The following is a 13,275-nucleotide window of genomic DNA, read 5'->3' on the forward strand; positions in this document are numbered from 1 at the left end:
AACCTAGAAATCCCTTTATAACATATGACGATGAAATCGTTTTTGTTTAAAGGGATTTTACATATGTAATCGAATACTATAATTAGACAATTTTAGCATGAAAAATTTGTAATAAAGTGAAACTTTAATCAGTGGAGGTTTTGTCCATCCTCCACTGATTATCAGCCCTCACCAATCGGGCTTTTACGGGCAGTTGATCTCTCGCCTAGCTTCCGCGCATTCGCCGAATTTTAAGGTGGGAGTCATACTGCCCGCAAATAGCGGGATAAAAAGAGGAGGAATGTCATGAAATAAAAGGTTTCGAAATACTAGTGAAAGTTCGTTGTCAAAAGATTGAATTTTCAGTTTAAAAGGAGGGTTATAATTGGAGCTAGTTATTATTTTATTAGCACTTAGTTTACTCATGTTTGTAGCATATAAAGGATTTTCTGTAATATTATTCGCACCGATTTTTGCATTATTTGCGGTATTTTTGACAGAGCCTAGTTTTGTATTACCTTTCTTTTCAAATATTTTTATGGAGAAAATGGTAGGGTTTATTAAATTATATTTCCCTGTGTTTTTACTTGGAGCAATATTTGGGAAAGTAGTAGAAATGTCAGGAATCGCTGATTCCATCGCAAAGACGATTGTAGAGTTAGTTGGAGAAAAACGTACAATTTTAGCGATTGTTTTAATGGGAGCTATTTTAACGTATAGCGGTGTTAGTGTGTATGTAGTGGTATTCGCTATATTTCCGTTTGCGGCTAAGTTGTTTCGACAAGCGGATATCCCAAAGCGTTTAATCCCTGGCACAATCGTTCTTGGAGCAGCAACATTTACAATGGATGCGCTTCCTGGATCACCACAAATTCAAAATGTAATACCTACAAGTTTTTTTAAAACTGATATTTATGCAGCACCGATACTTGGTATTTTAGGCGCAATTTTTGTTTTAACGTTAGGTTTACTTTATTTAGAGAGTAGGCGTAAGAAGGCAAAAGCAGCAGGAGAAGGGTATTTTGGTTTTAACGATGGAAAGTCTGAAATGGCAGCATCTTTACAATTAGAACAAAAAGATATACCGATACTAAGCAGTATTGAAATCACAAGAGTACAGCAAGTAATTGCGTTTGTACCACTTATTTTAGTAGGTGTAATGAATAAAGTTTTCACAATCATGATACCAAAGTGGTATCCAAATGGTTTTGATTTCTCAGCTATTGGTATGAAAGCATTTGGAAAAGTAGAATTAAGTGCGGTAGTTGGAATTTGGTCTGTAGAATTGGCACTTATTATAGGGATTTTATCAACGCTTTTATTATATTGGAAACGAGTAGTAACTGGATTTCAAGCTGGATTGAATACAAGTATTGGTGGAGCGCTACTTGCAACAATGAATACAGGAGCTGAATTTGGATTTGGTGGTGTAATTGCAGCACTTCCAGGTTTTGCAATTATGAGAGATAGCATCTCTGCAACTTTCACGAATCCATTAGTAAATGGGGCAGTAACAACGAATATTTTGGCTGGTATTACTGGATCAGCATCAGGAGGAATGGGGATTGTTTTAAGTGCGATGGGAGATAAATTTATTGCAGCGGCCAATCAATATGATATTCCATTAGAAGTTATGCACCGCATTGTATCAATGGCATCAGGCGGAATGGATACATTACCACATAATGGTGCAATTATTACTATTCTAACGGTAACAGGATTAACACATAAACAGTCATATAAAGATATATTTGCTATTACAGTTTTGAAAACGGTCGCTGTATTTGCAGTCATCGCGTTCTATACTTTAACAGGAATCTATTAATACTAGTTAATATACGAAAAGAAAATATTTATCAGATTGATATTTTACATAATAAAATATTTATTGTAACTACGCAGTCACTCTATGAAAAATCGGCAGAAAAGTTTTTTAAGTTGGTCGAGAGAGGACCTGGCTATGTATAGGAGCGGTCAGGGCCTTTCCTGCCACGCGCAAAGTTTTAAAACAAAGAAAGGTAGCAAGGTGTAGGTCCATTTTTATCTTCATGGCAGCAATCTATATGCTGAAAAATGAAAACAACTTTCTATAGTTAATAAGGGGGCTTATTTTAACTGGAATAATACACTTTATCAAACTTCTGAATGAAATGCATGGCTGAGTAGTTGCAAATATTTATTATAGATAGAAGGGGTGGAGTACTTGCAAGAAGTTGCTGAGTTTCGTATGCCGAAGTCTGTATTATATGGGAGAAATTCGTTTGAAAAACTAGGGGATCAATCAAGAAAGTTAGGGAAAAGGGCTTTTATTGTAAGTGATACAATTATGGAGAAGTTGGGTTATGTTGAAAGATGTGTGGATCACTTAAATGCGAAAGGGATTACTGTTATTACGTACAATGAAGTAAATACTGAGCCTACAAATTTACACGTATTAGAAGCGTTATCTATTTGTAAAGAAGGAAAATGCGATTTTATCATAGGTATTGGCGGAGGAAGTTGTATTGATGTTGCGAAAGCAGTAGCAGTGTTATATACAAATGGTGGAGAAATTGAAGATTACGTCCAAAAGGATATAGAAATAGAATACAATCCACTACCGCTAATCGCAATCCCAACGACTTCTGGTACTGGATCGGAAGTAACAAGTGTAGCAGTAATTACGAATAAAAAAACAGATGTGAAAATGATGATAAAACATCCAAGCTTTATCCCTCATGTTGCGATAATAGACCCGATTTTTACAAGTTCGGTACCACCTCATATTACTGCAGCAACGGGAGTAGATGCATTATGCCATGCAATTGAAGCTTATATTTCTAAAGTTTCACAACCTCTTACAGATGTTCTTGCTCTTTCAGCTATTGAAAGCATTATGAAATATTTACGTATCGCATATGAAGATGGAGATAATATGGAAGCAAGGGAAGCAATGATGATTGCTTCATTACAAGCTGGGATTGCTTTTTCAAATGCATCTGTTACATTAGTGCATGGTATGTCTCGTCCAGTGGGGGCATTATTTCATGTGCCACATGGAATATCGAATGCAATACTATTACCTGCAGTTTTAGAGTTTACAAAAATGAGTGCAATAAAAAGGTTAGCGGAAGTAGGACGTAGCTTAAACAAAGATTTGTATTCTCATTCTAATGAAGAAGTAGCGAACTACACGATTGCTGAAATTAAGAAACTTTGTTTTGATCTTCGTATTCCTAATTTAAGAGAATACGGAATTGATGAAGTAGAATTTGAAAATGCTATTTCTAAAATGGCGAAAGATGCTATCGAAAGTGGGAGTCCAAGTAACAATCCGCGAGTTCCATCTTGTGATGAAATAAAAGAGCTCTATCGAAAATGCTTTGATTATAAATATGAGTCTACTACAAAAGTTATTTTCTGAATGTTCTTTAATTATTTCCGTGGAAATGAAAAATAACTTTAAATCATGTAGAGGGTTTAATTTGATAAAGAAAATGTTTTCATTGCTATAAAACGATATTCATTATGTATAAATTACAGTATTAGTGTTGACTAAAACAATATTATCTTAAAGGTGAATATATGAAATTAATAGGTCTTATTGGGGGAATGAGCTGGGAGTCATCTACTGAGTATTACAAAATGATAAATGAAGAAGTAAAAATAATATATAATTTTATTATGTAAACAACAATCGTATGTGTGGAAAACATTCAGAAAATATCTTATAATGTAAGTGGTTACATTTAAGGGGGAATGCGGATGTTTTCAGTTCGACCAATCGCATTTGTACATAATGAAAGAATGGAAATTGCGGATGATGAGTGGGGAGAAGTAAGATCACTTATTACTTTAAGCGAGTCGTTTACAGAGGAAAGTATACAGGGGATCGAAGAGTTTTCTCATATTGAAGTTATTTTCTATTTTCATAAAGTAACAGATGAACAAATTCAGTATTCTGCTAGACACCCTAGAAATAATAGTAAGTATCCGAAAGTAGGGATTTTTGCACAGCGTGGAAAAAATCGTCCGAACCGAATAGGAGCGACAATTGTTAATGTGATAAGAAGAGATGGAAAAACAATTGTTGTTGAAGGATTAGACGCAATCGATGGTACACCTATATTGGATATTAAGCCTGTTATGAAAGAATTTATACCGAGGGAAGAAATAAAGCAGCCTAAATGGGCAACAGATATTATGAAACAGTATTGGAAGGGGAATGGAGTAAAATGAGAATATATGAAGCAACAATTGCAGATTTAGATGGACTAGCATCTGTTTTTAATAACTATCGAGTATTTTATCGACAAGATTCTGATATTGAAGGAGCAAAAGTGTTTTTACGAAATCGAATCGAGAGAAAAGAATCCATTATTTTCGTCGCAGTTGAAGACGGTGAATATATTGGATTCACGCAACTATATCCTTCATTTTCTTCCATTTCGATGAAAGAATTATGGATTTTAAATGATCTGTTTGTACAAGAGGCAAAGCGCGGAGCCGGAACAGGTAAAAAATTATTAGAAGCTGCTAAAGAATTCGCCTTAGAAAATGGCGCAAAAGGTGTAAAATTACAAACAGAGATTGATAATTTATCAGCTCAGCGATTATACGCTGAAAATGGATACTTGAGAGATAATCGTTATTTCCATTATGAATTAACTTTTTGAAATATATATAGTTAAATGAGACGTTTTCAAAGTGAAGACGTCTCATTTAATTTTTTTATTGATGATTTAAAATCCAATTTGTAGCGTCTTCAAAGTTTTCTGCAATGTAATTCGGTTCAATAGGTGCCCATTTGTCTCGGAACGTATGTAAAGCATCATATCCAGCACCAGTTCGAACTAATATTGTTGTTGCATTTACTTTTGCACCAGCAACAATATCAGTCCAGCGATCACCGATTACAGCGCATTTTGTTAAATTAAGCTCATGTTTTGCTGCTGCTTGCAGGAGCATACCTGTGCTCGGTTTGCGGCATTCACATCCGCCACCATGTTTATGAGGACAAAGGTAAATATCATCAAAACCAAACTCTTTTAATTCTTGAACAAAATCATTCGCAGTTGCTTTTCCATCCGCGATACCTGGTTGATTCGTAAAAGAGAATAGTTTAATATTTTGAGCTTTTAACTTTTGTAAAGATGCCTTTGTAAAAGAAAATAATGTGAAAGAACCTGGATAATGTATTGTAGTATCACCGCCAATTGTTCCGTCACGATCAATGAAAATAGCTTCAATGTTTTTCATAGTTACAGTCCTTTCAATTTAAAACTTCAAACATTAAATATTCTGTTAAAATATGTTTTTTCCTGCTACCGAAACAAATATATCAGAAGTGATATAATACTAAATTAAGAGGGGTATGTTATTTTTTTCCTTGATTGTAATGTAAATGGAAAGAAGGTAAGTATTATGCTAGAGGTGAATATCCGCTCAGCCGGATATGAAATTGGTGAAAAGACAGTTCATGATATTGCCTTTGCAATTGAAAAAGGCGAGTTAGTTGCTCTTATTGGTGCAAATGGCGCAGGAAAGAGTACGACAATTAAATCGATACTCGGTTTGCTTGTCAATACGGATGGTGAAATCTCATTTGGTGAAAAGAAAAATCCATATGCATATGTACCGGAGCATCCCACTTATTATGATTATTTAACTTTATGGGAGCATATTGAATTGTTAATGGCTGCCCGTGGAAATGAAGAGGGAAATTGGGAGGGCAAAGCAAGGGAATTATTACATACGTTTCGAATGGAAAAACATATACACGAATACATATCAAAGTTTTCAAAAGGTATGAAACAAAAGTCGATGCTTATATTAGCATTTTTAACAGAGCCAGATTTTTATATTATTGATGAGCCTTTTATCGGTTTAGATCCAGTAGCTACGAAAGAATTTTTGAATTACTTATATAAAGAAAAAGAGCGAGGAGCCGGAATTTTACTTTGTACGCACGTACTGGATACAGCTGAAAGAATTTGTGAAAGATTTTTACTCATTTCGCAAGGTACGTTAGTAGCAGATGGACATTTAGGGGCGATCCAATCGTTAGCAGAAATGCCAGGAAGTACACTGTTAGATTGTTTCGATGCAATTGTAAGGCGGGAACAAAATGATTAAACAACAGTTTAATAAAAGGTTACGTCATGAATTGCAAAGAAAATGGAAAGCGATTCGTTCTGTAACAGATTGGACAGTAGCATTATATATTATTATTCCCGCACTTATATTTATTGGAATGTATTATCGTTCATTATGGGTAAAAGAACTATCAATGGAAGAGACCGTTTATTTCGGATTAGGTTTACTTGCATTTTACTTTGTTACATTTTCAAGAGGAGTTCGCTCATTCTTTGAACAAGCAGATAGCTTATTTTTAATTTCGTACCCAAATCATATGCGAAGGTTAATGAAGATTGGCATGATATATACGTTAATTCGGATTGCAATAACGAACGCAATTGTAGTATTCATTATGCTGCCTATATTGATGAAAAGTATGGGAGCGACAATTATACAAATCGTACTGTTCTGGATTTTCTTTACTGTTTTTCGATTTATGCTATCGTTGTTGACGAGATTCATAAATGTACGTGTGGGGAAACGATGGGTTTTATTGATTATAAAAGATGTTATATTTTCTTTTAGTTTGATTTTTTTTGGAATCAGTGTATTTTTTATTTATAAAAATCCATTGTATTCCATATTATTTATCGGTCTAGCAGCTTTATTTACTATAGTCTTGGTAAAAGAAAAGGTGAATTATAAAAATTTCTTTTTTAAAGAAGTTGAGAAAGAAAAAGAAGAAAGTATGCGTTGGACGGTAGGGATTATGCAAGTTGGTGGCCATGCTGCGAAGCCGAGTAGTTCGAATAAAAAACCGTGGATGTTCCCTCGTTCTAAAAAGATATTAGGAAAAAAATCTGATTCGCGTATTGTAGAAGCTTTTTTAAAAGAATTTTTGCGTACAAGTAGTGCTTTAATGTTTTATGTTCAAATTGTATGTATAAGTACTGTAAGTATTATCGTGACTCCGCAGTGGATAACAGCTATTATTCTTGTATTTGCTATAGTTGCTATTTCTCGCTATGCGCGTGATTATTGGAATGAATTTACGAAGAAAATGTTTCTACATTTATATTGTGATGAAGGAGAATTACTATTATTAAGGTGGAAGGCGGATCGTTATTTGCTCCTTCCAGTCGTATTTATGTACGGAACAGTCATCCTCTCACAGTTTTATTTATTGCCAGCAGTAATTATTGGAGTTATTTTTATAGTATTCATTGGTTGGATTGTATTTTTACCATAGAAAAAGAGCCGGAAATGGCTCTTTTTCTAGTCTGTAACACACTGATAAATAAAATATACTAAAACGAGTATGCTTGCGGCGGAATATATGACATCTAAAGTCATTTAATCGCCTCCTCATTGTTGTTGTATTTCTAGTGTATGAAATCTTACAATTTCATATTCAAGTGAAAAATATGTGAACGTTAACAAATTTGTAAAGTGCAAAAATTACAATCATTTTGTATAATAGAAGAAACAACCGTTAAATAAAATATAATGAGTGAAAGGGGAGGGAACATAAATGCCAAATTGGTTTAGAAAAACCTTAGTCGCATTAATTACCGTATTTACGTTTGGTTTAGTGACGCCTCCTTCCATATTACTTGATAATGCCAAAGCTGCGGACAAGCCTACGAGCACAGCTGGGCAACAAAATTTGGAGAGTACGTCCTATACATATGAAGAAACGAATGATAGGTTAACCACCGATACTTTTGTTAACTATGCGATGCAAGAAGCAGAGAAGCAATCTATGCAAAAATTTGGCTCTAAAATTGGGCCTGTAATTGAAGATGAATTTAAAGATGTTGTATTACCTAAAATTGAAGAGGCAATTGCGGAACTTGCAAATGATGTACCAGAAGAATCGTTACAATCATTAGCGATTTCTCAAAGACCAGCTGGCGGAAATAATGAAAAGATTTTTCATGTTTATGACACGAAATCAGGAAATGACTTACTGCGATTTCATGTAAGGAGAGATCATCCACCGCAAGATGGATATTATTTTAATTTCCACTATCATCGTTTTGATGATGGATACTCAGGACACCATGAGTTAGGAAATATTTATTGGAATACGAATGTACCGCCGAAATGGTTGTCTTAATGAAGAACAAGAGAAAATCTTGTTCTTTTTTTATGTGTATGAAAGGGTAAGACATTTATGCTGTTGAATAACATAGGTTTAGGAAAAAAACAAAGGGAGTCTGGGAATGCAAAAATACATTGTTTTTGACTTTGATGGCACGTTAGTAGATTCACAAAATATATTTGTACCAATTTATAATCAACTTGCTGAAAAGCATGGATATAAGACAGTTAGTGAGGAAGAAATCGAGCCTTTACGAAAACTGACTATTGCTGAAAGATGTAAACAACTCGATGTACCACTGTATAAATTACCGATATTAGCGTTAGAGTTTTATAAATTATATCAACCTGCTATAAAAGATCTCGTTTTATTCCATGGGATGAAGGATGTTTTAGATGAATTACATAAAAAAGGCTACGGGATTGCGGTTATATCTTCGAACTCAGAAGAGCATATTAGGGCATTTTTACGTAATAATAGAATAGAAAATATTCAAGAAGTGTATTGTTCTAAAAATTTGTTTGGTAAAGATAAAATGATAAAAAGATTTTTAAAGTCGAAAAAGCTAACAGAACAAGATATGTTGTATGTCGGTGATGAACAACGTGATATTGCAGCTTGTAAAAAAGCTGGTGTGAATGTCATTTGGGTTTCGTGGGGGCATGACGTAATTGAGACGGTAAAAGGAGACGCGCCAGATTACATGGTTAATACGCCAGGGGAAATTGTGCAAGTAGTACAGGCAGCACATTCTTAATATAAATAAACTTCGAGCAGGTATTCATCATATTGAATTTTGGGTTGCAAAGTTTCTTGCGGGTAATAAGGTGAAGGTTATACGTAGTCCTATTGAAATGAATCATTATTCGGATGGTTATACAATAGACTTTTATGACCCGAATGGCTTTATTGTAGAGGTTGCGTATACACCGAATACAGAAATGTAAGGAGAATAGACATGAAGATAATTACAACGTGGAAAAACAGTATACAAATAGTAAAAAATGCCGCAAACATTGAAGAAATCTCTAAAGGTTTCTCTCCTGATAAAAAATATATTATTACGACTACTGATGATGAAAAATATTTATTACGGGCAGGCAATATAAAAGAGTATGAAAGAAAGAAAATAGAGTTTCAAATTTTAAAAGAAATGCAAAAACGAAACGTACAAGCACAAAGACCGATTGAACTCGGTATGTTGGAAGAAGTAGGTTTATGCTATAGTGTTTTTTCATATTTAGAAGGGGAAGATGCGAAGAATCTGTTACCAACATATACGCCAAGAGAACAATATAATATTGGTATAGAAGCAGGAAAAGACTTAGCAACAATGCATACACATGAAGCTCCTAAGGATATACTCCCATGGTATGAAAGAGCAATGAAAAAACATAGAAAATATTTAGAGGCATATAAAACATGTGGAATAAAAATAAAAAATGATGATAAAATTATTAAGTTTATAGATGAAAATGAAATGTATGTACAAAATCGCCCAAATCGATTTCAACACGATGATTTTCATTTAGAAAATATAATTGTGCGGGATGGGAAATATGTAGGTGTTATTGATTTTAATGGTTATGATTGGGGCGACCCACTTCATGATTTCGTAAAAATTGCACTATTTGCAAGGGACATTAATATCCCGTATTCAATCGGACAAATAGAAGGATACTTTAATGGTAGAATACCAGAGGAGTTTTGGAAATTATATGCGGTGTACGTTGGCATGACGGTTTTCTCTTCAGTTGTTTGGTGTTTACGAGCAGCGCCGCATATGTTAGATGATACGTTAGAACGTCTTACTATAGTTTTAGAGGATCATAAAGACTTTGAGTTATCAAAGCCAATTTGGTTTGATGGTGAAATAATGAATAGAAAATAAGGATAGCAGGTGGGAGATCTCACACCTGCTATTTGTAAATAACTCATGAGATAATCTCTTTACATACTATATATGTAGTTTTTTTATGAAGGAATGAAAACCTTGACGTCTACTTTATAATATAAAAAGGGGGTGGACTATTGAAAATCAGGCAAGGCAAATATGAAGAAATAAAATTACGCGATAGAATTCCAGGAATGGTTGAATATATAGAGGATACAATGCTACCTACTGGTTTTCACTATTATATTCCTCCTCACTGGCATAGAAGTATTGAAATTAGCCTAGTCGTATATGGAGAAGTTTTCTTGTATGTGAATGGGCAAAAAAAGAAAGTATCCGCTGGCGAATTTATTTTTGTAAATAGTGGCGATGTTCATGAATTCGAAAAAGTTGAAAATACAAGTTGTGCAGTAATGATGTTAATTATTTCTTATGAATTTCTTAAAGAGGTAAATGGAGATTTTGATAAATATAGATTTAATATAAAAGAATCAGTTGTTCAGAAAACTAACCTCCAGCAAATATTTTATGAATTAAAGGAGTTAGTCGCAAATTCTGATGATTTAAGTTACATAAAAATTAATAGTCTAATTTATGAAATTGTTTATATTCTATTGCGATATTGCAAAGATGGAGAGAGTATAGACAATAATTATCAACTTGGAAATAAACAGAAAGAAATGATTACATATATTTATAAACATTATGATGAAGAACTTAAACTGAAAGATGTGGCTAAACATTTTTTTGTAAGTGAAGAACATTTTTCACGTATGTTCAAAAAATCGTTCGGATCAAATTTTACCACTTTTTTAACGAGATATAGGCTCTATAAAGCTTATGAAGATATTATTAGAAGTACAAATTCTATACAAGATATAGCAGTAAAACACGGATTTCCAAATGTAAAATCATTTATTTCACAGTTTAAAGAGAAATATGGATATACACCATTACAGTATAGAAAAAATATCATATCAAAAAATGCCTATAATTGCATCAAATATAAACAACAATAAAAAAACGTTCCATGTTACATTTTGTACATGGAACGTTTTTTTATTTAGTAATAGTAAATGAAGTGAGATTCAATAGAGATTTATCTAATCCGAAGAAATGAAAGCATTTAAAAAAGGGAGGATGAATACTAGATGACTAGAAAATATGACTTAAATCTATTAGAAAAAATTCAAGAAAAACAAGAAAACATCAATGTACAGGGGGCAAAAGTCTTAGTAAAAAACATACCAGATTGTGATGAAAAAGGAGCGATGGATCCACGTCTTTATAAGGATATGAAGGTTCAAATGAATATCATGAGGTTTATGCCTAAAAATATGATGAAAATGGACGCTTCTGAAAAATCGGTAAGGAATATGCGAAAACAATTTAATGGAATTAAAAGTGTTCCAATTGTCACTAAAGACATTAATATTACACATAAAACAGTGAAAGCGGAAGATGGATATGATATTCCGATAAGAATTTATAACAGTGTTTCTAAACAGGAGAATGCGCCAGTTTTATACTTTATTCACGGTGGTGGATTCATGGCAGGATCACCAGATGTAGTAGAAGAACTTGTGAAATTGATAGTAGAAAAAACAGATATACTAGCCGTTTCTGTGGATTATCGATTAGCTCCGGAAAATCCTTTTCCAACTGGGCATACAGATTGCTACACTACTTTAAAGTGGATTTATGAAAATGCTGATACATTAGGCGGAGATAAGAATAATATCTTTGTGGCAGGTGATAGTGCAGGAGGGAACTTAACACAGTATTGTACAACTAAAGATATGGAAGATGGTAGGAAGTACGTGAAGGGACAGTTGCTTCTGTATCCTACAATTAATATGTGTGATTATGAAGATGAATTTTATTCTTGGAGTATAGATAAATATGAAATTGCTCCTAAGTATAAAAAAGGATTAGAAAAAATGCTTAATATTATGCATTCAATGGTTGGAGGTATGTCAGAAGTGCTTGGTACGACAGAAATTCATTCTAAGTATTTAAGTCCATATGTTGATGTATCCTCAGATTATCCAAGTACATTTATTACGGTAGGAGAGCATGATTTTTTAATGATAGAATGTTTAGCGTATGCAGCTAAATTAACTAAAAAAGGAGTTGATACTGAAACAGTTCTTTATCGTGGTTTAGGGCACGCTTATGGAGATAACGTAGGTGTCTATCCTCAAAGTGAAGATTTAGCAATTGAGATGGGGAATTTTATATTAAAACATAGTGGGAAGTAGGAGGGATGATGAAAAGTAGAAAAGTGATATTAATTTCCAGCTTCGCTATTTTACTATGTATCTTTGCATTTACAGACTTACAAATATCCCATAGTTTATATGAACCAACTAATAAGATCGCTCTTTTTTTACAAGCTATAGGAGAAATTCCAGCGATGCTTATTGCCTTATTTTCTAGTATGTATTTATTTAAAACTAGAAAGAATAAAGGTTCAAGAGGGTATTATCTATCTGGAATTGGCTATGGAGTAATCATTCTTTTGTTCGCTTTCATAGCTTCATTTATGCTAGTACATTATTTAACTATTTCAAAAATATTGATTCCAACTTTTATGCTTTGCTTTATTGTAGCTTGTTATATGATTTCTAAATCATGGAGTAAATACGATGATGCAAAATTGAGAGACATTGCATTAATTGGATTATTAAGTGTAGTTATTGTGTTAATTACATTTAATCTAATAAAACTAGGATGGGGTAGAGAACGCTATCGTCATATGATTTCTATTGGATCATTTGAAGGATTTTCAAAATGGTTTATACCTCAAGGAATTGCTAAAAGTGATGAGTTTATGTCATTCCCTTCAGGCCATAGTGCTAATGCAGCGTTGGTCATTTTGTTTAGTTTATTACCAGAATATTTCGCTTCACTAAAAAGAAAAAAATAGGTGTTTGGATTCTCATTCTTTTATGGATGATACTAGTACCAATGAGTCGTATTATGGTAGGAGCTCATTTTGCTTCAGATGTTACAGTTGGAGTCGCTATTTCAGTAACTGTGTTTATGTGTTTGAAAAAATTCATATGGAGAGATAAGAAAAATAAACGCACCAATAATAATGATGTTCTTCCACATTCATTGAATCGGTGATAAGAAAGTCTTGTCCGTTGAGGGAATATATAATAATTAATGCATCGCTTGTTCATTAAGCTGTTTTGATAAATGAGTTAGTATTTGGGTTATCCTCATTTCATTTATT

At 33.3% G+C, this 13,275-nt stretch carries 12 protein-coding genes and 3 pseudogenes; 14 read left to right on the forward strand and 1 reads right to left on the reverse strand.

Going from position 1 to position 13,275, the window contains the following annotated elements; all coding sequences use genetic code 11:
* The first annotated feature begins 364 nt into the window (after positions 1 to 364).
* From MHI07_RS10350 to MHI07_RS10370, 5 genes and pseudogenes are all read left to right on the forward strand, one after another.
* Positions 365 to 1,804, forward strand: a complete 1,440-nt coding sequence (locus MHI07_RS10350) for a GntP family permease (RefSeq protein WP_340823535.1) — start codon at positions 365 to 367, stop codon at positions 1,802 to 1,804.
* Positions 1,805 to 2,182: 378 nt separating this feature from the next.
* Complete coding sequence (locus MHI07_RS10355; protein WP_002202165.1) at positions 2,183 to 3,382, forward strand: iron-containing alcohol dehydrogenase; 1,200 nt, start codon at positions 2,183 to 2,185, stop codon at positions 3,380 to 3,382.
* Between the two features lie 161 nt (positions 3,383 to 3,543).
* Positions 3,544 to 3,624: pseudogene (locus MHI07_RS10360) on the forward strand (aspartate racemase); the annotation flags it as partial.
* Positions 3,625 to 3,723: 99 nt separating this feature from the next.
* Positions 3,724 to 4,197 carry an SAM-dependent methyltransferase gene (locus MHI07_RS10365; RefSeq protein WP_016104727.1) on the forward strand — a complete coding sequence of 158 codons (474 nt, stop codon included), beginning with the start codon at positions 3,724 to 3,726 and terminating at the stop codon, positions 4,195 to 4,197.
* Positions 4,194 to 4,634 (forward strand): GNAT family N-acetyltransferase, encoded by a 441-nt coding sequence (locus tag MHI07_RS10370; RefSeq protein WP_033710381.1) that lies wholly within the window; start codon positions 4,194 to 4,196, stop codon positions 4,632 to 4,634. Before MHI07_RS10365 ends, MHI07_RS10370 begins: the two co-directional genes overlap by 4 nt.
* Positions 4,635 to 4,689: 55 nt before the next feature.
* Here MHI07_RS10370 and MHI07_RS10375 read toward each other — a convergent pair whose 3' ends face one another.
* Complete coding sequence (locus MHI07_RS10375) at positions 4,690 to 5,217, reverse strand: HAD-IIIA family hydrolase (RefSeq protein ID WP_340823539.1); 528 nt, start codon at positions 5,215 to 5,217, stop codon at positions 4,690 to 4,692.
* 165 nt (positions 5,218 to 5,382) lie between these two features.
* Between MHI07_RS10375 and MHI07_RS10380 the strand changes: the two genes are divergently transcribed.
* From MHI07_RS10380 to MHI07_RS10420, 9 genes and pseudogenes are all read left to right on the forward strand, one after another.
* Positions 5,383 to 6,093 (forward strand): ABC transporter ATP-binding protein, encoded by a 711-nt coding sequence (locus MHI07_RS10380; protein WP_340823542.1) that lies wholly within the window; start codon positions 5,383 to 5,385, stop codon positions 6,091 to 6,093.
* Positions 6,086 to 7,285: an ABC transporter permease gene (locus MHI07_RS10385; protein ID WP_016100423.1), complete on the forward strand. Its 1,200-nt coding sequence runs from the start codon at positions 6,086 to 6,088 to the stop codon at positions 7,283 to 7,285. The genes MHI07_RS10380 and MHI07_RS10385 overlap by 8 nt, the downstream gene beginning before the upstream one ends.
* Positions 7,286 to 7,567: 282 nt before the next feature.
* Positions 7,568 to 8,155 carry a YpjP family protein gene (locus MHI07_RS10390; protein WP_002031682.1) on the forward strand — a complete coding sequence of 196 codons (588 nt, stop codon included), beginning with the start codon at positions 7,568 to 7,570 and terminating at the stop codon, positions 8,153 to 8,155.
* A gap of 106 nt (positions 8,156 to 8,261) precedes the next feature.
* Positions 8,262 to 8,897, forward strand: coding sequence for an HAD family hydrolase (locus MHI07_RS10395; RefSeq protein WP_340823546.1), 636 nt, complete (start codon positions 8,262 to 8,264; stop codon positions 8,895 to 8,897).
* 43 nt (positions 8,898 to 8,940) lie between these two features.
* Positions 8,941 to 9,087 (forward strand): annotated as a pseudogene (locus tag MHI07_RS10400) (VOC family protein); the annotation flags it as partial.
* A gap of 11 nt (positions 9,088 to 9,098) precedes the next feature.
* Positions 9,099 to 10,031, forward strand: coding sequence for an aminoglycoside phosphotransferase family protein (locus MHI07_RS10405; protein WP_340823548.1), 933 nt, complete (start codon positions 9,099 to 9,101; stop codon positions 10,029 to 10,031).
* A gap of 140 nt (positions 10,032 to 10,171) precedes the next feature.
* The gene (locus MHI07_RS10410; RefSeq protein WP_002158021.1) at positions 10,172 to 11,053 is read left to right on the forward strand and encodes an AraC family transcriptional regulator; all 882 of its coding nucleotides are present in this window, start codon (positions 10,172 to 10,174) and stop codon (positions 11,051 to 11,053) included.
* A gap of 132 nt (positions 11,054 to 11,185) precedes the next feature.
* Positions 11,186 to 12,295, forward strand: coding sequence for an alpha/beta hydrolase (locus tag MHI07_RS10415; RefSeq protein WP_215572761.1), 1,110 nt, complete (start codon positions 11,186 to 11,188; stop codon positions 12,293 to 12,295).
* Positions 12,296 to 12,303: 8 nt separating this feature from the next.
* Positions 12,304 to 13,166 (forward strand): annotated as a pseudogene (locus MHI07_RS10420) (phosphatase PAP2 family protein).
* Positions 13,167 to 13,275 lie beyond the last annotated feature (109 nt).

Origin of the sequence: Bacillus sp. FSL H8-0545 (genome assembly GCF_038006105.1) — a bacterium.
In the GTDB taxonomy this organism is placed as follows: Bacteria; Bacillota; Bacilli; order Bacillales; family Bacillaceae_G; genus Bacillus_A; species Bacillus_A cereus_U.

Coding starts and splice junctions, on each gene's coding strand:
- MHI07_RS10365 (WP_016104727.1), top strand. CDS start 3,724: ATGTTTTCAGTTCGACCAATCGCATTTGTACATAATGAAAGAATGGAA.
- MHI07_RS10370 (WP_033710381.1), top strand. CDS start 4,194: ATGAGAATATATGAAGCAACAATTGCAGATTTAGATGGACTAGCATCT.
- MHI07_RS10375 (WP_340823539.1), bottom strand. CDS start 5,217: ATGAAAAACATTGAAGCTATTTTCATTGATCGTGACGGAACAATTGGC.
- MHI07_RS10380 (WP_340823542.1), top strand. CDS start 5,383: ATGCTAGAGGTGAATATCCGCTCAGCCGGATATGAAATTGGTGAAAAG.
- MHI07_RS10385 (WP_016100423.1), top strand. CDS start 6,086: ATGATTAAACAACAGTTTAATAAAAGGTTACGTCATGAATTGCAAAGA.
- MHI07_RS10390 (WP_002031682.1), top strand. CDS start 7,568: ATGCCAAATTGGTTTAGAAAAACCTTAGTCGCATTAATTACCGTATTT.
- MHI07_RS10395 (WP_340823546.1), top strand. CDS start 8,262: ATGCAAAAATACATTGTTTTTGACTTTGATGGCACGTTAGTAGATTCA.
- MHI07_RS10405 (WP_340823548.1), top strand. CDS start 9,099: ATGAAGATAATTACAACGTGGAAAAACAGTATACAAATAGTAAAAAAT.
- MHI07_RS10415 (WP_215572761.1), top strand. CDS start 11,186: ATGACTAGAAAATATGACTTAAATCTATTAGAAAAAATTCAAGAAAAA.